Genomic DNA, 19,004 nt, shown 5'->3' with positions numbered 1-19,004 from the left:
GATTTAGAAAAAACCTTTTCCCATTCTGGTCACTGGCAATGAACAGGATCTTACACCGGGTTATCCACAGAAAAATGGGATAAGTGGTAAAAATGCCCACTACTGGTTCGATTTACAGCCTTGACTGAGGGGTGAAACCCATTTTTTCACCAGATTGTGACTAACTTGTTGGCACAATCTGTGGATAAAAACGTCATTGGTCGATCTTTCATCAGTGAGGGATCTTCATGTGTGATGATCATCACACTACTAAGCTGTGAGTTATTCATTTTATCTTTATTGCATTGAATATATTGGTTATTTTATTTCGTATTTTTAACCTGTTTCAGGAGTTATCCTAAGTTGTCCCGAGTGTATAAGGTAGTTCTTCACAGTTATATCCACAGAAAAAGTGAATAAACTACGATGCCTACCGGTGTTAATGTTTATAACTCGGTCATATTTTGTGAGTTATTCAAATGTTATTCCTTCTGAGAACCGCTACACAGTGGTTTACCGTCTAGCGCTTGTATGAAACAATCGCCCTAATCTAAGTTTGTTTTGAGGTAGTCCGGTGATCGATGATGATGGCTACCGCCCGAATGTTGGTATCGTAATCTGTAATCGGCAGGGTCAAGTCATGTGGGCCAGGCGTTTTGGTCAACATTCCTGGCAGTTTCCGCAAGGTGGCATCAATCCTGGCGAATCCCCGGAACAGGCAATGTACCGGGAACTTTTCGAGGAAGTGGGTTTACAGCGAAAAGATGTCCGAATACTCGCCTCGACCCGAAACTGGTTACGTTACAAGTTACCTAAACGTTTGGTGCGTTGGGACACAAAGCCGGTTTGTATCGGCCAGAAACAAAAATGGTTTCTCTTGCAGTTGATCAGCAGCGATAACGATATCAATATGCAAACCAGTAGTACTCCAGAGTTTGATGGCTGGCGCTGGGTTAGTTATTGGTATCCGGTTCGTCAGGTCGTCTCCTTTAAACGCGATGTTTATCGTCGGGTGATGAAAGAGTTTGCAAGCGTCGTAATGCCGCTACAGGAAGTTGCGCCACCACGTAATAACGCGCCTGCATGGCGACGTAAAAGAGGTTAAGTCACGCGAAAAATGCTTACCCGTCTGCGAGAAATAGTCGAGAAGGTTGCCAGTGCCCCGCGCCTCAATGAGGCGCTGGATATTTTGGTTACGGACATCTGCCTTGCGATGGATACCGAGGTATGCTCGGTTTATCTTGCAGATCATGACAGGCGTTGCTTTTATCTGATGGCAACACGTGGCCTTAAAAAGCCGCGTGGTCGCACCATTACACTCGCATTTGATGAAGGCATTGTCGGACTGGTTGGGCGTCTTGCAGAGCCGATAAACCTTGCGGATGCGCAGAAGCACCCAAGTTTTAAATATGTTCCTGCAGTAAAAGAAGAACGTTTCCGCGCCTTCCTCGGGGTTCCTATCATCCAGCGCCGCCAGTTGCTGGGTGTGTTGGTAGTACAACAACGTGAGCACCGGCAATATGATGAAAGCGAGGAGTCTTTTCTCGTAACGCTCGCCACACAAATGGCAGCAATCCTCTCTCAATCACAGCTAGCTGCCTTATTTGGTCAATATCGCCAAACGCGTATTCGCGCGTTGCCTGCCTCTCCGGGTGTGGCGATTGCAGAAGGTTGGATGGACTCGACACTCCCGTTAATGGAGCAAGTGTCTGAGGCATCTACACTTGATACGACACTTGAGCGTGAACGTCTGACTGCAGCCCTTGAAGAGGCTTCTAACGAGTTTCGCCGCTATAGCAAACGCTTTGCCGCGGGGGCGCAGAAAGAAACTGCCGCCATCTTTGACCTCTATTCTCACCTTCTTACCGATGCCCGACTTCGTCGTGAATTATTCGAAGAGGTGGATAAAGGGTCGGTGGCAGAATGGGCAGTTAAAACAGTCATCGAAAAATTTGCGGAGCAATTCGCAAGCCTCAGCGACAGCTACCTAAAAGAACGAGCGGGCGATCTCCGCACGCTCGGTCAACGTCTGCTATTCCATCTTGATGACAACATTCAGAGCCCAAATACATGGCCTGAACGCTTTGTGCTGGTGGCTGATGAGCTTTCAGCAACCACGCTTGCTGAGTTGCCGCAAAGCCGCCTGGTTGGTGTTGTGGTGCGTGATGGCGCTGCGAACTCGCATGCTGCAATCATGGTGCGGGCGTTGGGCATTCCAACCGTCATGGGGGCTGATATTCAACCCTCGGTGCTTCATCGCCGCACATTGGTTGTCGATGGCTATCGCGGTGAACTGCTGGTTGACCCTGAAACAGTGCTGCTGCAGGAATACCAGCGACTCATCACCGAAGAGAATGAGCTCAGCCGCCTGGTTGAAGATGAGGTTGATAGCCCGGCAGCGCTGAAAAGCGGTGAGCGTGTACAAGTTATGCTCAATGCAGGCTTGAGCCCGGAGCATGAGCAACAACTTGGCAGTCGTATTGATGGTATAGGGCTATATCGCACTGAAATACCATTTATGCTGCAAAGTGGCTTTCCTTCAGAAGAAGAACAAGTTGCCCAATACCAGGGCATGTTGCAGATGTTTAATGAAAAACCCGTCACGCTGCGAACGCTCGATGTCGGCGCGGATAAACAACTGCCATATATGCCTATCAGCGAAGAAAATCCATGTCTGGGCTGGCGAGGGATCCGCATCACGCTCGACCAACCAGAGATTTTCCTGGTGCAAGTGCGAGCTATGCTGCGAGCTAATGCGGCAACGGGCAACCTGAGCATTCTGCTACCGATGATCACCAGCATCGACGAGATTGATGAGGCACGCCGCCTGATTGATCGCGCCGGGCGTGAAGTGGAAGAAGTGCTGGGTTATGAGCTACCTAAACCGCGCATTGGCGTGATGGTTGAGGTGCCGTCGATGGTATTTATGATGGGGCACCTTGCCAGCCGGGTTGATTTTATCTCTGTGGGCACCAACGACCTGACGCAATATTTGCTGGCCGTCGATCGCAATAACACTCGCGTTGCAAGCCTGTATGACAGCCTTCATCCGGCAATGATCCGTGCGTTGAGCCACATTGCGAAAGAAGCGGAACGTAACGGTATTGACCTATGTTTATGTGGTGAAATGGCGGGTGACCCGATGTGCGTGGCACTGCTGGTTGGTATGGGTTATCGCCATTTGTCGATGAACGGCCGCTCGGTGGCTCGCGTCAAATATCTGTTGCGCCACATTAGCCTGGAAGAGACGCAACAGCTTGCACAGCGTAGCCTGGAGGCTCAATTATCGACAGAAGTGCGCCATCAGGTAGCTTCCTTCATGGAGCGTCGCGGTATGGGTGGGTTGATTCGCGGTGGGCGTTAAGGCGCTCGTTGTTTCTTCCCCACACCCGGTATTACATATCTTTTACAACTTGCCCGGCTTAACCCTTCCCCCCTTTGTGCTATGATCCGCTGCTTTCGGAGCGCATCTGCACAGATGCGTACTTGCAACCCATCGTGGACTTTCGGTGGGGTAACAATGGTTTGTGGTGACAGATGAATAGTGGCTATCTGCATTTCCCTGAATTTGACCCGGTGATTTTTTCCGTCGGGCCAGTCTCTTTGCACTGGTACGGAGTGATGTACCTGGTTGGTTTCGTGTTTGCTATGTGGCTTGCGGGTCGTCGCGCTAATAAGCCAGGTAGCGGTTGGACGAAAGACGAAGTCGAAAACCTGCTATATGCTGGCTTCCTTGGGGTATTCCTCGGCGGACGCCTTGGTTATGTCTTCTTCTATAACCTACCATCTTTCCTTGCTGACCCGCTGTATCTGTTTAAAGTCTGGGATGGCGGTATGTCCTTCCACGGCGGGCTGGTTGGTGTTATCTGCGTGATGATTTGGTTTGCGCGCCGCACTCACCGCTCTTTCTTCCAGGTTGCTGATTTCATTGCACCTCTGATTCCATTTGGCCTGGGCGCTGGTCGCCTGGGTAACTTCATCAATGGCGAATTGTGGGGCCGTGTTGATCCTAACTTCCAGTGGGCGATGCTGTTCCCTGGCTCCCGTAGCGAAGATATTGGCCTGCTGGCGACTCACCCTGAATGGCAGTCGCTGTTTAACACCTACGGTGTCTTACCACGTCATCCTTCTCAGCTTTACGAGATGGTTCTGGAAGGTATCGTGCTGTTCATCATTCTTAACATCTTCATCCGTAAACCGCGCCCGATGGGGGCTGTATCCGGTCTGTTCCTGATTGGTTATGGTGCTTTCCGCATTATCGTTGAATTCTTCCGCCAGCCGGATGCACAGTTTACCGGTGCGTGGGTGCAGTACATCAGCATGGGGCAAATCCTCTCTATTCCGATGATTGTCGCCGGTGTGGTAATGATGGTTTGGGCGTATCGTCGTCGCCCACAGCAACAACTTTCGTGAGGGAACATGCAACAGTATCTTGATTTGATGAAACATGTGCTGGAAAACGGCACTCCAAAAGATGACCGCACTGGCACCGGTACGCTGTCGATTTTCGGTCATCAGATGCGCTTCAATTTACAAGATGGTTTCCCGCTGGTTACCACCAAACGCTGCCATTTACGCTCCATCATTCATGAACTTTTGTGGTTCCTGAAAGGGGACACCAACGTTGCTTATCTGCATGAAAACAACGTCTCTATATGGGACGAATGGGCGGATGAAAATGGTGACCTTGGCCCTGTATATGGCAAACAATGGCGCTCCTGGGCAACGCCTGATGGTCGCCATATTGACCAGTTAACTACTGTGATTAACCAGCTTAAAAACGATCCAGACTCACGCCGCATTATCGTTTCGGCGTGGAACGTGGGTGAGCTGGATAAAATGGCGTTGGCCCCGTGCCATGCGTTCTTCCAGTTCTACGTGGCTGACGGCAAGCTTTCCTGCCAGCTTTACCAACGTTCATGCGACATCTTCCTTGGCCTGCCATTTAATATCGCCAGCTATGCACTGCTGGTTCATATGATGGCGCAGCAGTGCGACCTGGAAGTTGGTGACTTTGTCTGGACCGGTGGCGATACCCACTTGTACAGTAACCACCTCGAGCAAACCCGTTTGCAGTTAACCCGTGAACCACGGGCTTTGCCGAAACTGGTGATCAAACGTAAACCTGAGTCTCTGTTCGATTACCGTTTCGACGATTTCGAAATAGAAGGCTACGATCCGCATCCTGCAATCAAAGCGCCAGTCGCTATCTAACGACCGACAGCCTGCTATAACCGGTGCCATTTGTGCGCCGGTTTTTTTTGCCTGAATTTCGTCTCTGCGAGCCTCTTTCCAGTACTTCTGTAACCTGATGAAACCGTAAAACTATCCTTCGAGTCACCCCGAAAAATAGATCCTTGTCTGTAGCGAAGAATTTTTCGGCTGGCACACTGTCGCCATGAAAACAAAACAACAAGGCTTTAGCCTGATAGAAATGATGGTGGTAATGGTCATTGTTGCGGTACTAAGTGCAGGCGGTGTGTATGGCTGGCAACAGTGGCAGCAACAACAACGACTATGGATAACCACCCAACATGTCCGCAATTTGCTTGAACAACTGCGCAGTGATGCTAACTGGCATAACCGAGACCATCTGTTAGTAGTGAAGCGAACAGAGAAAATGTGGTGTCTTACCAGCAAAATGGTGGATGACAGTGAATGTCATTCTGATAAACGCTGGCGATTGAACCAGCCTTTTACTGATGTTGATCTCACTGAGATCACGCCAGGTATAGGGTTTTATGGATTAAGAAATACCGCCTGGCCTGGCCATATCATGTTGCAAAGCATGGCTGGGAAATGGCGGGTTGTTCTATCGGCTCAGGGAAGAATTCGTGTCTGCGAGGTTATAGGGAGCAACAAATGCAGCTGAATCAGCAGGGATTCACCTTACTGGAAACCCTCATCGCCATGGCATTAAGTAGTATTGTTTTGCTCGGTGCAGGGCGATTATTTCCAGTTCTGCAACAAGCAGTATTGCAGCAATACCAAAAAGAAAGCCTACAAGAGTCAATCTGGCAGTTGGCGTTCAGCTTGGGGAAACAGTTGCAAAGAGCAGGCTATTGTCACGGAAGTTGCCAGGGGGATGGGTTGGTTCTGCGCAAAGAGGGCAGATGCGTTTTATTGCAATGGGATAGCAATAGTAATGGGCGCTGGGAGCCCGCCAGCCATGCCGAAACTGAATTGGCAGGCTATCGACTAAACGGTAGCAATCTGGAATTTATGCGCGGAGCTACCAGTTGTGAAGGTAGTGGCTGGGAGAAAGTATCTGATCCAGCAATAATGTCTATACAGAAATTCTCCGTCGCCCGCCAGGCCCGTCATTTAATGCCTCCGTTGTTAATCATTGAACTGGAAGCGGCTTTCAAAAAAGGCCAAAACCCGGTGTCTGTGCGTCATGCCGTTGTGGGGTATAACTTGTGAGTGGGCATTCTGAGCAGGGGAATATCACCCTCGGATTTGTCCTGCTATTGTTTGCGCTGGGGATATTAATACTAGGTGGATTACAACGGCAGTTAAGTCACCAGCGGCACCTGGTCGCCAGCGAAGTGGGTTTTCTTAAGCAATATGCTGCTGCTGTTTCTGCTCAAGCCTGGGGAAGTCAGTTAACCTGGCAACCTCAGCAAACATGGCAGTGCCAGCAAGAAATAGAAAAAGGCTGGAAAGCCTGCGTCTTGTTGGTAGATAGAAATGAGGTGGTGATGGCGGCGCATGGAGCTTATTCAGGGGTGGCACTAACATTGTGGCAATGGGGTATTGTAGATAATTCACATTGGCTATCGACGCCTCATGGTTGGCTGGATTTTTGCCCTTTTGCTGAGGTGCCCAGATGCCAGTTACCACAGTAAAATCGTTAGAGCGCGGATTTAGTCTGATTGAAGTGTTGTGTGCTATGGCACTATTTTCAGTGGTGATGCTGGCTCTGCTGGGGTATTACCGGGTATTACAACAAGGTTTTCAGTCGCAATGGCATTCTCGCCAGCTGTGGCGTTTAGCCGTAGAGATGAGCGAGCCTGATGTGCCATTGCCAACAGATGGATGGACAGTCAGTCGACAGCAGACATCAGCGGCGGGATGTGTCAGCATCGCCGTTACTATTATTAGCCCTGGTGGGCGAACCGGGCAGCTATCGCGGCTATATTGCCCGCAAAAAGAGAAAAGTCAGGAGTAGCGATTCTATGTTGCGTGTTTACCATTCCAACCGGCTGGATGTGCTGGAAGCAATTATGGAATATATAGTGGAAAGGCAACCGTTGCCGGACCCTTTCCAGCCTGAAGTGGTATTGGTGCAAAGCACCGGTATGGCGCAGTGGCTACAAATGACGTTGGCACAAAAATTTGGTATCGCAGCGAACATAAGCTTCCCGCTTCCCGCTAGTTTCATCTGGGATATGTTTGTACGTGTGTTACCAAACATTCCTGAGCAAAGTGCTTTCAACAAGCAAAGCATGAGCTGGAAATTGATGACGCTCATCCCTACGATGCTGGAGCAGCCTGAATTTTCACTTTTGAGTCAGTATCTTGAAGAAGATGAAAATGGGCGAAAACTCTCACAGTTGGCCTCAAGAATTGCTGACCTCTATGACCAATATTTAGTTTATCGGCCTGCATGGTTAAGCCTGTGGGAAAAGGGTGAACTCGCGGACAATGTGGGTGAAGCCCAATTGTGGCAGGCTCCTCTCTGGGCGGCATTGGTTCGGCATACGCAAGAACTTGAACAACCGGAATGGCATCGTGCAAATCTCTATCAACGCTTCATTGATACTCTGGAAAAAAGCAGTGAATGCCCGCCGGGCTTACCAGCGCGTGTGTTTATTTGTGGTATTTCGGCATTACCACCTGTTTACCTTCAGGCGTTACAGGCCCTTGGTAAGCACATTGACGTGCATCTGCTGTTTACCAACCCTTGCCGCTACTACTGGGGTGATATCAAAGACCCCGCTTATCTTGCTCGTTTGATCAGCCGTCGACGTCGCAGCCACGCGCAGCGAGACATCACGCTACCACTGTTCAGAGATTGCGACACAGCCTCAACATTGTTCAACGACGATGGTGAACAAGATATTGGCAACCCACTGCTGGCCTCATGGGGAAAGTTGGGGCGTGATTACACGTACCTGTTAGCTGAATTACAACGTTTTGAAGAGATTGATGTATTTGTCGATATTGAGCCTGACAACTTGCTGCGCAATGTGCAGTACGATTTGCTGGAGCTACAAAACAATGCTGTCAGCGGATTAACCGAAGAAGAGTTTGAACATAGCCATAAGAAACGCCTTCTTGCTCTTGATGATCAATCAGTAACATTCCATGAATGCCACAGCCCTCAGCGTGAAGTCGAAGTGCTGCACGATCAGCTACTGGCGATGCTGGATGCGGATCCGACGCTAACACCACGAGACATTATCGTGATGGTGGCAGATATCGATAGCTACAGCCCATTTATCCAGGCCGTATTTGGGAACGCTGTTGGTGAGCGTCGTTTACCCTTTGCGATTTCTGACCGCCGCGCCAGACAGGCTCACCCGGCTCTGCAGGCGTTTATTTCTCTACTTTCGCTTCCTGATAGCCGTTTCGCAGCACAGGATGTTCTTGCACTGCTTGAGGTTCCCGCGCTGGCTGCTCGCTTTTCAATTAACGAAGAAGGGCTGCGCTATTTGCGCCAATGGGTCAATGAATCTGGGATTCGTTGGGGAATTGATGACGACAATGTGCGCGAAATGGATCTTCCCGCAACCGGGCAGCACACGTGGCGTTTTGGTCTCACGCGTATGCTGTTGGGTTATGCAATGGATAGTCAGGCGGGCGAATGGCAATCCATTCTCCCTTACGATGAGTCGAGCGGTTTAATCGCTGAACTTGTCGGGCAATTGGCTGAATTATTAATGCAGTTGAACATCTGGCGTAGGGAGCTCTCTGTAGCTCGGCCATTAGCCGAATGGACAACAGTCTGCCGCGACATGTTATCGAGCTTCTTCTTGCCTGATACTGAAACAGAAGGTGCGCTGGCGCTCATTGAACAGCAGTGGCAAGAAATCATTAAATATGGTCTTGAGTCGCGTTACCAGGAGCAAATCTCGCTAACGTTATTACGTGACGAGTTGGCACAGCGTCTCGATCAAGAACGCATCAGTCAACGTTTTCTGGCCGGGCCAATAAACTTCTGTACCCTGATGCCGATGCGTTCCATTCCTTTCAAAGTCGTGTGCTTGCTTGGTATGAATGATGGCGTTTATCCGCGCACACTGGCGCCACTTGGTTTTGATCTTATGAGCCAGAAGCCGCAGCGTGGTGACCGTAGCCGCAGGGACGATGACCGTTACTTATTCCTTGAAGCCCTAAATTCGGCGCAATTACGTTTTTATATTAGCTATATCGGGCGGTCTATTCAGGACAACAGCCAACGCTATCCTTCAGTACTGGTTGACGAATTATTGGACTACATCGCGCAAAGTCATTGCCTGCCACAGGACACGGAACAAACCTGTGATGAAAGCAGTGAGCTTGTGAAAAAACATCTGGTTCACCAGCATTATCGTACCCCTTTCGAGGCGGGTAATTTTTTGCCGGGAGCACTTGTACAAAGCTATGCCAACGAATGGTTACCAGCTGCAAGGGATCAGGGCCAGGCCCAGGTGGCATTTATTCAACCATTACAAGAAGAGAGTCAGGAAGTCATTACGCTCGACCAATTACAGCGTTTCTGGCGTCATCCGGTACGGGCCTTTTTCCAGATGCGTCTGGGTATCCATTTTCGACTTGAAGAGAGCGATTTACCCGATGCCGAGCCGTTCACATTAGATAGCCTGGAGCGTTTCCAGATGAATCAGGAACTGCTCAATACCCTGGTTCAGGAAGGTGACACACAGCAACTATTCCGCCGCTACCGTGCGGCAGGCTCGTTGCCGTATGGAGCTTTCGGTGAGATTTTGTGGGAAACCCAGTTAACAGAAATGGCAGAACTGGCACAAAAAGTGAGAGCTGAACGGCAAAACGGTAACAGCGTGGAAGTCTCGCTAGATTTAGACGGAACAAGTCTGGAAGGTTGGCTGTCGGATGTGCAGGCTGATGGCTTGTTGCGCTGGCGTCCTTCCATCCTCAATCCGGCACACGGTATGCAGCTATGGATCGAACATGTTGTCTGGTGTGCATTGGGGGGGGATGGCGAAAGTCGCCTGTACGGACGGGATTCAACGGAGTGGAAATTCCCTGCACTTGAGAGGAAACAGGCAAAAAACTATCTCCAGCAACTTATTGATGGTTATCGCAAAGGATTGGTACAACCGCTCTTATTGCTTCCTATGAGTGGTGGTGCATGGATAAAAGCCTGTTATGAACCTGCGAATGATGCCATTTTATGGGATGAGCAAACGCAACAGAAAGCCAAAAGTAAGCTATTGGCGGCCTGGGAAGGAAATCAGAGAGTTGAAGGTGAGGGGGCTGATATGTGGCTACAACGCCTGTATCGTACGCTTGAACCTGACTACTACGAGGCGATTATAAGAGAGGCAGAGCGCTACTTACTGCCGCTGTTTCGTTTTAATAAAGCTTAAATGTCTGTATAAAAATTGCACAATCCGGCAGGTTCATCTATGATGCGCTACTTGCTCAGGGTTGGCGAAAAAATAAACAACTAAAATAACAGATTGTTTTTAAAAGTTGTTAATGATGAGTGAGTTAGGAAGTTTCGTGATTATGAGGTTCGTGAATGCCTAAATGCAGCACCTGGTTAAAACCGCTTTTCTTGTTGTTAGTTGCCCTTTGGGCACCATTAAGTCAGGCAGACACGGGTTGGCAACCTATCCAGGAAACTATCCGCAAAAGTGAGAAAGACAACCGTCAATATCAGGCTATACGTCTTGATAATGGTATGACAGTCCTGCTGGTTTCTGATTCGCAAGCTGTTAAGTCATTGTCTGCGTTGGTTGTTCCCGTTGGTTCTTTAGAGGATCCTAACGACCATCTTGGCTTGGCTCACTATCTTGAACATATGACGCTGATGGGCTCCAAAAAGTATCCGGAGCCGGATAGCCTCTCAGAGTTTCTCAAAAAGCATGGTGGCAGCCATAACGCCAGCACTGCAACTTACCGCACTGCGTTTTATCTCGAAGTGGAAAACGATGCGCTGGAAGGGGCGGTTGACCGTTTGTCTGATGCTATCGCTGAGCCGAATCTCGCGCCAGAATACGCTGAACGTGAACGTAATGCGGTTAATGCAGAGCTGACCTTAGCTCGCTCCCGTGATGGTATGCGTATGGCGCAAGTTAGTGCTGAAACTATCAATCCTGCACATCCAGGTTCGCGTTTTTCTGGCGGTAATCTTGAAACTCTGCGCGACAAACCAGGAAGCAAGCTGCTGGATGCTCTGGTCGCTTTCCGTGATAAATATTATTCTGCGAACCTGATGAAGGCCGTTATTTACAGTAATAAACCATTGCCAGAACTGGCAAAAATTGCTGTGGAAACATATGGCCGAGTGCCGAATAAAAATATTGAACGGCCTGTTATTGATGTGCCGGTTGTCACTGATGCGCAAAAAGGAATCGTCATTCATTATGTACCCGCATTGCCTCGCAAAGTGGTGCGTGTTGAATTCCGTATCGACAATAACAGCGATAAATTCCGCAGCAAAACAGATGAATTAATTGGCTATTTGATTGGCAATCGTAGCAACAATACGCTTTCTGACTGGCTGCAAAAGCAGGGGTTGGCAGATAGCATCCGTGCCGATTCCGACCCGTTAGTTAACGGCAACAGTGGCGTGTTCGCAATCTCCGTATCGTTGACTGATAAAGGTCTTGCGCAGCGTGATGAAGTGGTTGCGGCTATTTTCAGTTACTTAAATAAACTGCGTGAGAATGGTGTCGATAAAAGTTATTTCGACGAACTTGCCCATGTTCTCGATCTCGACTTCCGTTATCCATCCATAACCCGAGATATGGATTACGTAGAATGGTTAGCAGACACCATGCTGCGCGTGCCTGTCGAGCACACACTTGATGCTGTCAATATCGCCGATCAATACGATCCAGCGGCTATTAAAGCGCGCCTGGATATGATGACGCCGCAAAATGCACGTGTCTGGTATATCAGCCCGAAAGAGCCACATAATAAAACGGCTTATTTTGTCGAAGCGCCTTATCAGGTCGATAAAATCACACCACAACTCTTCGATACCTGGCAGAAAAAAGCGGCAGCAATCAAACTGACATTGCCGCAATTGAACCCGTACATCCCGGATGACTTTACGTTAGTTAAACCAGATAAAACCTATGCTCACCCTGAGTTACTGGTAAAAGAACCAGGTTTGCGTGTGTTGTATATGCCAAGCCACTATTTTGCCAGTGAACCAAAAGCTGACGTGACTATGGTGCTGCGTAACCCGCAGGCGATGGATAGCGCGAAAAACCAGGTCTTGTTTGCTCTGAATGACTATCTGGCAGGAATCGCTCTGGACGAGTTAAGCAACCAGGCTTCCATTGGCGGTATTGGCTTCTCTACAAATGCCAATAGTGGTTTGATGGTTAATGCCAACGGTTACACCCAACGTTTGCCACAACTTTTTGAAGCACTGCTAAAAGGCTATTTCTCCTATACACCGACTCAAGAGCAGTTGGATCAGGCAAAGTCATGGTATGCCCAAATGATGGATTCGGCAGATAAAGGCAAAGCTTACGATCAGGCGATTATGCCGGTGCAGATGGTATCGCAGGTGCCGTACTTCCAGCGTGAAACACGCCGTGCGTTGTTGCCTGATCTGACGATAAAAGACGTGCTTGATTACCGGGAAGTTTTAAAAACTAATGCTAAACCTGAGTTTTTAGTGCTGGGCAATATGTCTGCTGGTCAGGCAAAAGAGCTTGCACATAATGTACAAAACCAGCTCGCTACCAAAGGTAATGAGTGGTGTCGCAATAAAGACGTGCTTGTGGATAGCAAACATTTGGCGATGTTTGAAAAAACAGGTGGCAGCACAGATTCGGCGCTGGCCGCAGTTTATGTACCGAAAGGTTTCGATGAAACGGTAAGTACTGCTTACAGCTCTATGCTGGGGCAAATCATTCAGCCTTGGTTCTACAATCAGTTGCGTACCCAGGAACAGTTGGGTTATGCCGTGTTTGCATTCCCGATGTCAGTTGGCCGCCAGTGGGGGATTGGTTTCTTACTGCAAAGTAACGATAAGCAACCAGCCTACTTGTACCAGCGTTTTAAAGCGTTTTACCCAACGGCTGAAAAGAAGTTGCGTGAGATGAGCGCTGAAGATTTTGCTCAAATGCAGCAGGGAATGATCAGTGAAATTATGCAGGCACCGCAAACCTTGTCTCAGGAGGCTTCACAACTGAGCAAAGATTTCGATCGCGGAAACCTGGATTTTGATTCGCGTGATAAAGTAGTCGCCGAAATTAAAAAACTGACGCCGCAAAAACTGGCTGATTTCTTCCATCAGGCAGTGATTGAACCACAGGGAATAGCTGTACTGTCGCAAGTTTCTGGTAGCCACAATGGCAAGTCAGATTATGCCACTCCGAAAGGCTGGAAAACCTGGAAGGAGGTCAGCTCTCTGCAGCAATCATTGCCGCTTGTAGACGCTAAGTAATGGCGGCCACGGCACCTGCAACTTGAAAGACAATGGGTATAATAATGACCGGAATCACTCAGCCGCTTGACCCCCTAAGTTTACCTCTGACGGGGGAGCGGCTGATTGAAGCCTCTGCCGGTACCGGAAAGACATTTACCATTGCGGCACTCTATTTGCGTTTGCTACTTGGCCTGGGTGGGCAAAGCGCCCATCCCCGGCCACTGTCAGTTGAAGAATTATTGGTCGTTACCTTCACTCAGGCTGCTACCGAAGAGCTCCGCGGCCGTATTCGCGCCAATATTCATGAGTTGCGCATCGCCTGTGTACGTAATCGTACTGACAACCCACTGTTCCAAAGTCTGCTGGCTGAAATTCCAGATCTTCATCAGGCTGCTCAGGTTTTGCGCCTTGCAGAACAGCAAATGGACGAAGCGGCTATTTTCACTATCCATGGTTTTTGCCAGCGAATGCTCAGCCTGAATGCCTTCGAATCAGGCATGTTGTTTGAGCAACAACTCATTGAAGATGAATCGCGGTTGCGCCGTAATGCCTGTGCTGATTTCTGGCGTCGCCATTGTTACCCGCTTCCTAAACCGGTCGCGCAGGTAATGGCTGAGGAGTGGGCCGGCCCGGAAGAACTTCTCAGAGACATAAACAGCTGGTTGCAAGGTGAACAACCGGTTCTGAAACAGCCACCAGCCGATGATGAAACGCTTCTCGCACGCCATCAGAAAATAATTAACGCTATTGAAGATGTGAAAGCACAATGGTGCGCTTGCGCGGATGAAATTGCGCAGCTCCTGAGTGTGGCGAAAATAGACCGCCGTAGTTACAGCAGCAAAAATCTACCTAACTGGCTGAACATTGTTGGCACATGGGCGCAGACGGAAACCACAACTTATAAATTGCCTGACCAACTGGAGCGTTTCTCTCAGTCAATGCTTGATGAGAAAACCAAAGAAGGCCAACCGCCGCAGCATCCTGTTTTCAGAGCGATTAACGATTTATTGGGTGAGCCGCTAACACTACGTGATTTAGTTATCGCTCGTGCTATGGCAGAAATCCGCTATACCGTTCAGCAGGAAAAGCTTCGTCGTGGCGAACTCGGGTTTGACGATATGCTGACTCGTCTTGATGAAGCTCTGCATAAGCCGGGTGGTGATGCCCTGGCAGCCGCCATTCGTGCCCGTTTCCCGGCAGCGATGATTGATGAGTTCCAGGATACCGACCCTCAGCAATATCGCATTTTTCGGCGCTTATATATCAATCAGCCCGAAACGGCGCTGTTGCTTATCGGTGACCCAAAACAAGCCATTTATGCTTTCCGCGGGGCAGATATTTTTACCTATATGAAAGCTCGTCATGAGGTAAGTGCCCACTACACGTTGGATACTAACTGGCGCTCATCGCCTGCAATGATAAGCAGCGTAAATACGCTGTTCCAACAACTGGATAATCCCTTCTTATTCGAGCAAATTCCGTTTATGGCGGTGAAAGCCGCGGAGAAGAACTGCGGCCTGCGTTTTACAATGAAAGGGAAGAACCAGGCGGCGATGTCACTCTGGATACCGTCGGGTGATGGTTGTGGTGTGAGTGATTACCAACAAATCATGGCCATGCAGTGCGCGCAGCAGATTCGCGACTGGCTGAGTGCCGGGCAGCGCGGTGAGGCTCTATTGTGGAAAGGTGAGGTATCTCGCCCGGTACAGTCATCAGACATCACCATTTTGGTTCGTAGTCGCGGTGAAGCTTCAATTGTTCGGGAAGCTTTGAGCGCGCTAAATATCCCCTCTGTTTACCTTTCAAATCGTGACTCGGTTTTTGCAACGCCTGAAGCGCGCGAGATTTTGTGGATCTTGCAGGCTGTACTTGCTCCTGAAATTGAAACAGCTCTGAGAAGTGCGGTTGCGACCAGTATGTTTGGCCTTGATGCCCAAATGATTGAGGCGCTAAATAACGATGAAAATGCCTGGGATCAGTTGGTTGAAGAGTTCTCAGAATATAGACAAATTTGGCTGCGCCGGGGCGTAATGCCTATGTTGCGGGCGCTTATTGCGTATCGCCAGGTCGCTGAAAACTTGTTGGCAACGCCGGGAGGTGAAAGGCGTCTTACCGACATTCTGCATATCAGCGAGTTGCTACAAGAAGAAGCCGCGCAAACTGACAGTGAACATGCTCTGGTTCGATGGTTGGCGCAACAGGTCGCTGAACCTGACAGCAACGCGTTTAGCCAACAATTACGTCTCGAAAGTGACAGGCATTTGGTTCAGGTTGTCACTATCCATAAATCAAAAGGGCTTGAGTATCCGTTGGTCTGGTTGCCATTCATTGCCAACTACCGAGCGCAAAACAGTGGCCTGTACCACGATCGTTCAACATTCTCGCCGTTGCTGGATTTAAGCGACGATGAGGAAAGCCTTAGTCTTGCGGAAGAAGAGCGTCTGGCAGAGGATTTACGTTTGCTGTACGTCGCTTTGACGCGCTCTATCTGGCATTGCAGTCTTGGTGTCGCCCCATTGTTTAAGGGGAATCGCGCTAAAAAGGGGAACAGCGATCTGCATCTCGGTGCGCTGGGCTATCTTCTGCAAAAAGGTGAAGCGAAAGATGCTGCCGGTTTACAGGCATGCTTGCAGGAACTGGTCAGTGAGTCGATTAATGTCGAAGAACCTCACTCGGAAGACTACACGCCGTGGCAGCCCGTTAGTGCCGCACTCCCGGAACTGAGTGCCAGAGTGATGAAAAGACAGGTTGCTGATAACTGGCGTGTAACCAGTTATTCCGGTTTGCAGCAGCATGGCAGTAGCCAGGTGCTGGAACTATTGCCTCGATTAGATGTGGATGCTGCAGGTGTAATGCCTGTGCAAAGTGAGCCATCACTAACTCCACACACCTTCCCGCGTGGGGCAGGGCCGGGCACATTTTTGCATAGCTTATTCGAAGGCATTGATTTTACTCAGCCGATTGACGATGCGTGGGTTGCAAAGCAACTCACAGAGCAAGGTTTTGCTGAAGAGTGGCAGCCGATTGTCAGCGAATGGTTGCAGGCAATTTTACAGGCCCCGTTGAATGATTCTGGCGTCTCACTCAACCAATTATCTCCTCAGGAAAAACAGGTCGAACTGGAGTTCTATCTACCCATCGAAAGTGATTTGCAGGCTGCACATTTGGATAGGTTGGTACGTGAACATGACTCATTATCGGCAGGTTGCCCACCGTTAAACTTCAAACAGGTGCGTGGCATGCTGAAAGGGTTTATCGACCTGGTTTTCCGCTGGCAAGGGCGTTACTACCTGCTGGATTACAAATCCAACTGGCTGGGTGAAGACAGTAGTGCCTATACCCAGGAAGCAATGATGGGTGCGATGCAATCCCATCGTTATGACCTGCAATATCAGTTATACACGTTGGCACTGCATCGCTATTTGCGCCACCGTATGCCTGATTACGATTACCAAAAGCATTTTGGTGGTGTTATTTATCTGTTTTTACGCGGTGTTGAAAGCAATGGCTCGTCACAGGGAATATTTACAACACGCCCTTCTGTGCAATTAATTGATCAGATGGACGCATTGTTTGCCGGGCAAACGGACGAGGTTATGCCATGAAAATGTCTGAGTTGTTACAGCAGGCGGTCGAGCAAAAATTGTTGCGCGCATTGGATACGCAATTCGCCATGATGATTGCCAGTGACGAGCAGCCCGCAGCCATGCTGGCAGCGGCACTTGTCAGTCACGATGCAGGTGAAGGCCATGTGTGTATCCCAGTTTCTCGCTTAAAACCGGAGTTCTGTTTTGCCGGGCGGCAACCTGATTTTGCTGAGCAACTTTTCGCTATGGTTGATACCAAAGCCAACTGGCACGAGGTGCTACTGGCGTCTGATGCGGTAAGTGAGCATGAAGGGGCGACACCGCTGAAATTGATTGGCGAGCGGTTGTACCTTAACCGAATGTGGCAAAACGAACAGTCTGTCGCGCGATTTTTTGGTGAAGAGAACTGCGCAATCCCACTTGATGAAACGCAGATTATCCGTGTACTAAATCAACTCTTTGAACCAACAGCCGATATCGACTGGCAAAAGGTTGCTGCGGCCGTGGCACTGACACGACGCATTTCAGTGATTTCTGGTGGGCCAGGAACGGGGAAGACCACTACGGTGGCTAAATTGCTCGCAGCACTTGTTCAGCTGTTTGACGCAAAACCTTTGCGTATCCAACTGGCGGCTCCAACGGGTAAGGCTGCTGCACGTTTAACCGAATCCTTAGGTTCAGCTCTACGGCGTTTGCCGCTGAATGATGCGCAAAAAGCCTCGTTGCCGAGCGATGCTTGTACCTTGCACCGCTTATTGGGTGCACAACCTAACAGCCAACGTCTGCGCTATCACGCAGGGAACCCATTGCATCTTGATGTGCTGGTGGTGGATGAGGCCTCGATGGTGGATTTGCCAATGATGGCGAAACTGATTCATGCGTTGCCAACGCATGCGCGGATCATTTTCTTAGGCGACCGTGATCAACTGGCATCGGTGGAAGCGGGGGCAGTGCTCGGGGATATTTGCCACTATGTTACACACGGATATTCTCCAGTTCGTGCGGCCGAATTAAGTCGACTGACAGGTTACTCACTGTCGACCGGTGAAGGAACCGAAGCTAGTGTGTTGCGTGATGGGCTTTGTCTACTGCAAAAAAGCTACCGTTTTGATAGCCAGTCAGGGATTGGGCAACTGGCCTATGCCGTCAATGCAAGCGATGTGAAACAGGCTAAAGCAGTGTTTGCTAAAGGTTTTGGCGATATCACAAAGCAGCCTTTGCGCGAAACTGAAGACTACGCATTAATGATTGCTGATGCAGTGGATGGGTATCGGCCCTATCTGGAGTTAATACGCAATCACGCAGAGCCTGCAGCTATTATTGACGCTTTCGGGCGTTATCAGTTGTTATGTGCATTGCGTGATGGCCCGTTTGGCGTCAGCGGCCTGAATAACAGAATCGAACTTGCGCTGATTCAAAAAAGGCTCATTGAGCGGCCAAATCAGGCTGCTTCAAGATGGTACAACGGCAGACCAATTATGATTTCGCGTAACGACAGCTCGTTAGGCTTATTCAATGGTGACATTGGTATCGCGTTAGACACAGGCGAGGGGCTGCGCGTCTGGTTCCCGATGCCAGATGGCACGATAAAATCAGTGCAGCCGAGCCGTTTACCGGGGCATGAGACCGCCTATGCTATGACGGTGCATAAATCTCAGGGTTCGGAATTTGATCATGCCGCACTGGTTTTGCCAAATCAGTATACCGCTGTGGTGACGCGTGAACTGGTCTATACCGCGATTACTCGTGCTCGAAACAGGCTATCTTTGTATGCCGATGATCGGGTGCTGGAAAAGGCAATTGTGACGAAGACGGAAAGACGCAGTGGATTAATGGAGAGTTTTAGCTAGCCCTTAAAA

12 protein-coding genes are annotated in these 19,004 nt (G+C 49.5%); all 12 read left to right on the top strand.

Annotation, left to right across the window (positions count from 1 at the left end; all coding sequences use genetic code 11):
- Positions 1 to 553: 553 nt before the first annotated feature.
- The 12 genes from rppH to recD all read left to right on the top strand — a co-directional run bounded on the left by rppH (position 554) and on the right by recD (position 18,995).
- Positions 554 to 1,084 (top strand): RNA pyrophosphohydrolase, encoded by a 531-nt coding sequence (gene rppH, locus IX31_RS09495; RefSeq protein WP_034457550.1) that lies wholly within the window; start codon positions 554 to 556, stop codon positions 1,082 to 1,084.
- A gap of 12 nt (positions 1,085 to 1,096) precedes the next feature.
- On the top strand, positions 1,097 to 3,343 hold the full coding sequence (ptsP, locus tag IX31_RS09490) for a phosphoenolpyruvate--protein phosphotransferase (protein WP_034457548.1): 2,247 nt from the start codon (positions 1,097 to 1,099) through the stop codon (positions 3,341 to 3,343).
- 173 nt (positions 3,344 to 3,516) lie between these two features.
- Positions 3,517 to 4,392 carry a prolipoprotein diacylglyceryl transferase gene (gene lgt, locus IX31_RS09485; RefSeq protein WP_034457546.1) on the top strand — a complete coding sequence of 292 codons (876 nt, stop codon included), beginning with the start codon at positions 3,517 to 3,519 and terminating at the stop codon, positions 4,390 to 4,392.
- A gap of 6 nt (positions 4,393 to 4,398) precedes the next feature.
- Entirely contained in the window at positions 4,399 to 5,193 is a 795-nt protein-coding gene (gene thyA / locus IX31_RS09480; RefSeq protein ID WP_034457544.1) for a thymidylate synthase, read from the top strand.
- A 184-nt stretch (positions 5,194 to 5,377) separates the two neighbouring features.
- Positions 5,378 to 5,851, top strand: a complete 474-nt coding sequence (locus IX31_RS09475; RefSeq protein ID WP_034457542.1) for a prepilin peptidase-dependent protein — start codon at positions 5,378 to 5,380, stop codon at positions 5,849 to 5,851.
- Positions 5,842 to 6,402, top strand: coding sequence for a prepilin peptidase-dependent protein (locus IX31_RS09470; RefSeq protein WP_034457541.1), 561 nt, complete (start codon positions 5,842 to 5,844; stop codon positions 6,400 to 6,402). Before IX31_RS09475 ends, IX31_RS09470 begins: the two co-directional genes overlap by 10 nt.
- Positions 6,399 to 6,827, top strand: coding sequence for a DUF2509 family protein (locus IX31_RS09465; protein WP_034457540.1), 429 nt, complete (start codon positions 6,399 to 6,401; stop codon positions 6,825 to 6,827). The genes IX31_RS09470 and IX31_RS09465 overlap by 4 nt, the downstream gene beginning before the upstream one ends.
- On the top strand, positions 6,809 to 7,150 hold the full coding sequence (locus IX31_RS09460) for a prepilin-type N-terminal cleavage/methylation domain-containing protein (protein WP_034457539.1): 342 nt from the start codon (positions 6,809 to 6,811) through the stop codon (positions 7,148 to 7,150). The genes IX31_RS09465 and IX31_RS09460 overlap by 19 nt, the downstream gene beginning before the upstream one ends.
- Positions 7,151 to 7,157: 7 nt before the next feature.
- Positions 7,158 to 10,532, top strand: coding sequence for an exodeoxyribonuclease V subunit gamma (gene recC, locus IX31_RS09455; RefSeq protein WP_034457538.1), 3,375 nt, complete (start codon positions 7,158 to 7,160; stop codon positions 10,530 to 10,532).
- A 155-nt stretch (positions 10,533 to 10,687) separates the two neighbouring features.
- A complete protein-coding gene (gene ptrA / locus IX31_RS09450) occupies positions 10,688 to 13,576 on the top strand; it encodes a pitrilysin (RefSeq protein ID WP_034457537.1) in 2,889 nt (962 codons plus the stop codon).
- A gap of 44 nt (positions 13,577 to 13,620) precedes the next feature.
- Complete coding sequence (gene recB, locus IX31_RS09445; protein ID WP_034457536.1) at positions 13,621 to 17,163, top strand: exodeoxyribonuclease V subunit beta; 3,543 nt, start codon at positions 13,621 to 13,623, stop codon at positions 17,161 to 17,163.
- On the top strand, positions 17,160 to 18,995 hold the full coding sequence (gene recD / locus IX31_RS09440) for an exodeoxyribonuclease V subunit alpha (protein WP_034457535.1): 1,836 nt from the start codon (positions 17,160 to 17,162) through the stop codon (positions 18,993 to 18,995). The genes recB and recD overlap by 4 nt, the downstream gene beginning before the upstream one ends.
- The last annotated feature ends 9 nt before the right edge of the window (positions 18,996 to 19,004 follow it).

Origin of the sequence: Buttiauxella noackiae (genome assembly GCF_000737905.1) — a bacterium.
GTDB lineage: Bacteria > Pseudomonadota > Gammaproteobacteria > Enterobacterales > Enterobacteriaceae > Buttiauxella > Buttiauxella noackiae.
This window is presented reverse-complemented; position numbering and strand designations above follow the sequence as displayed.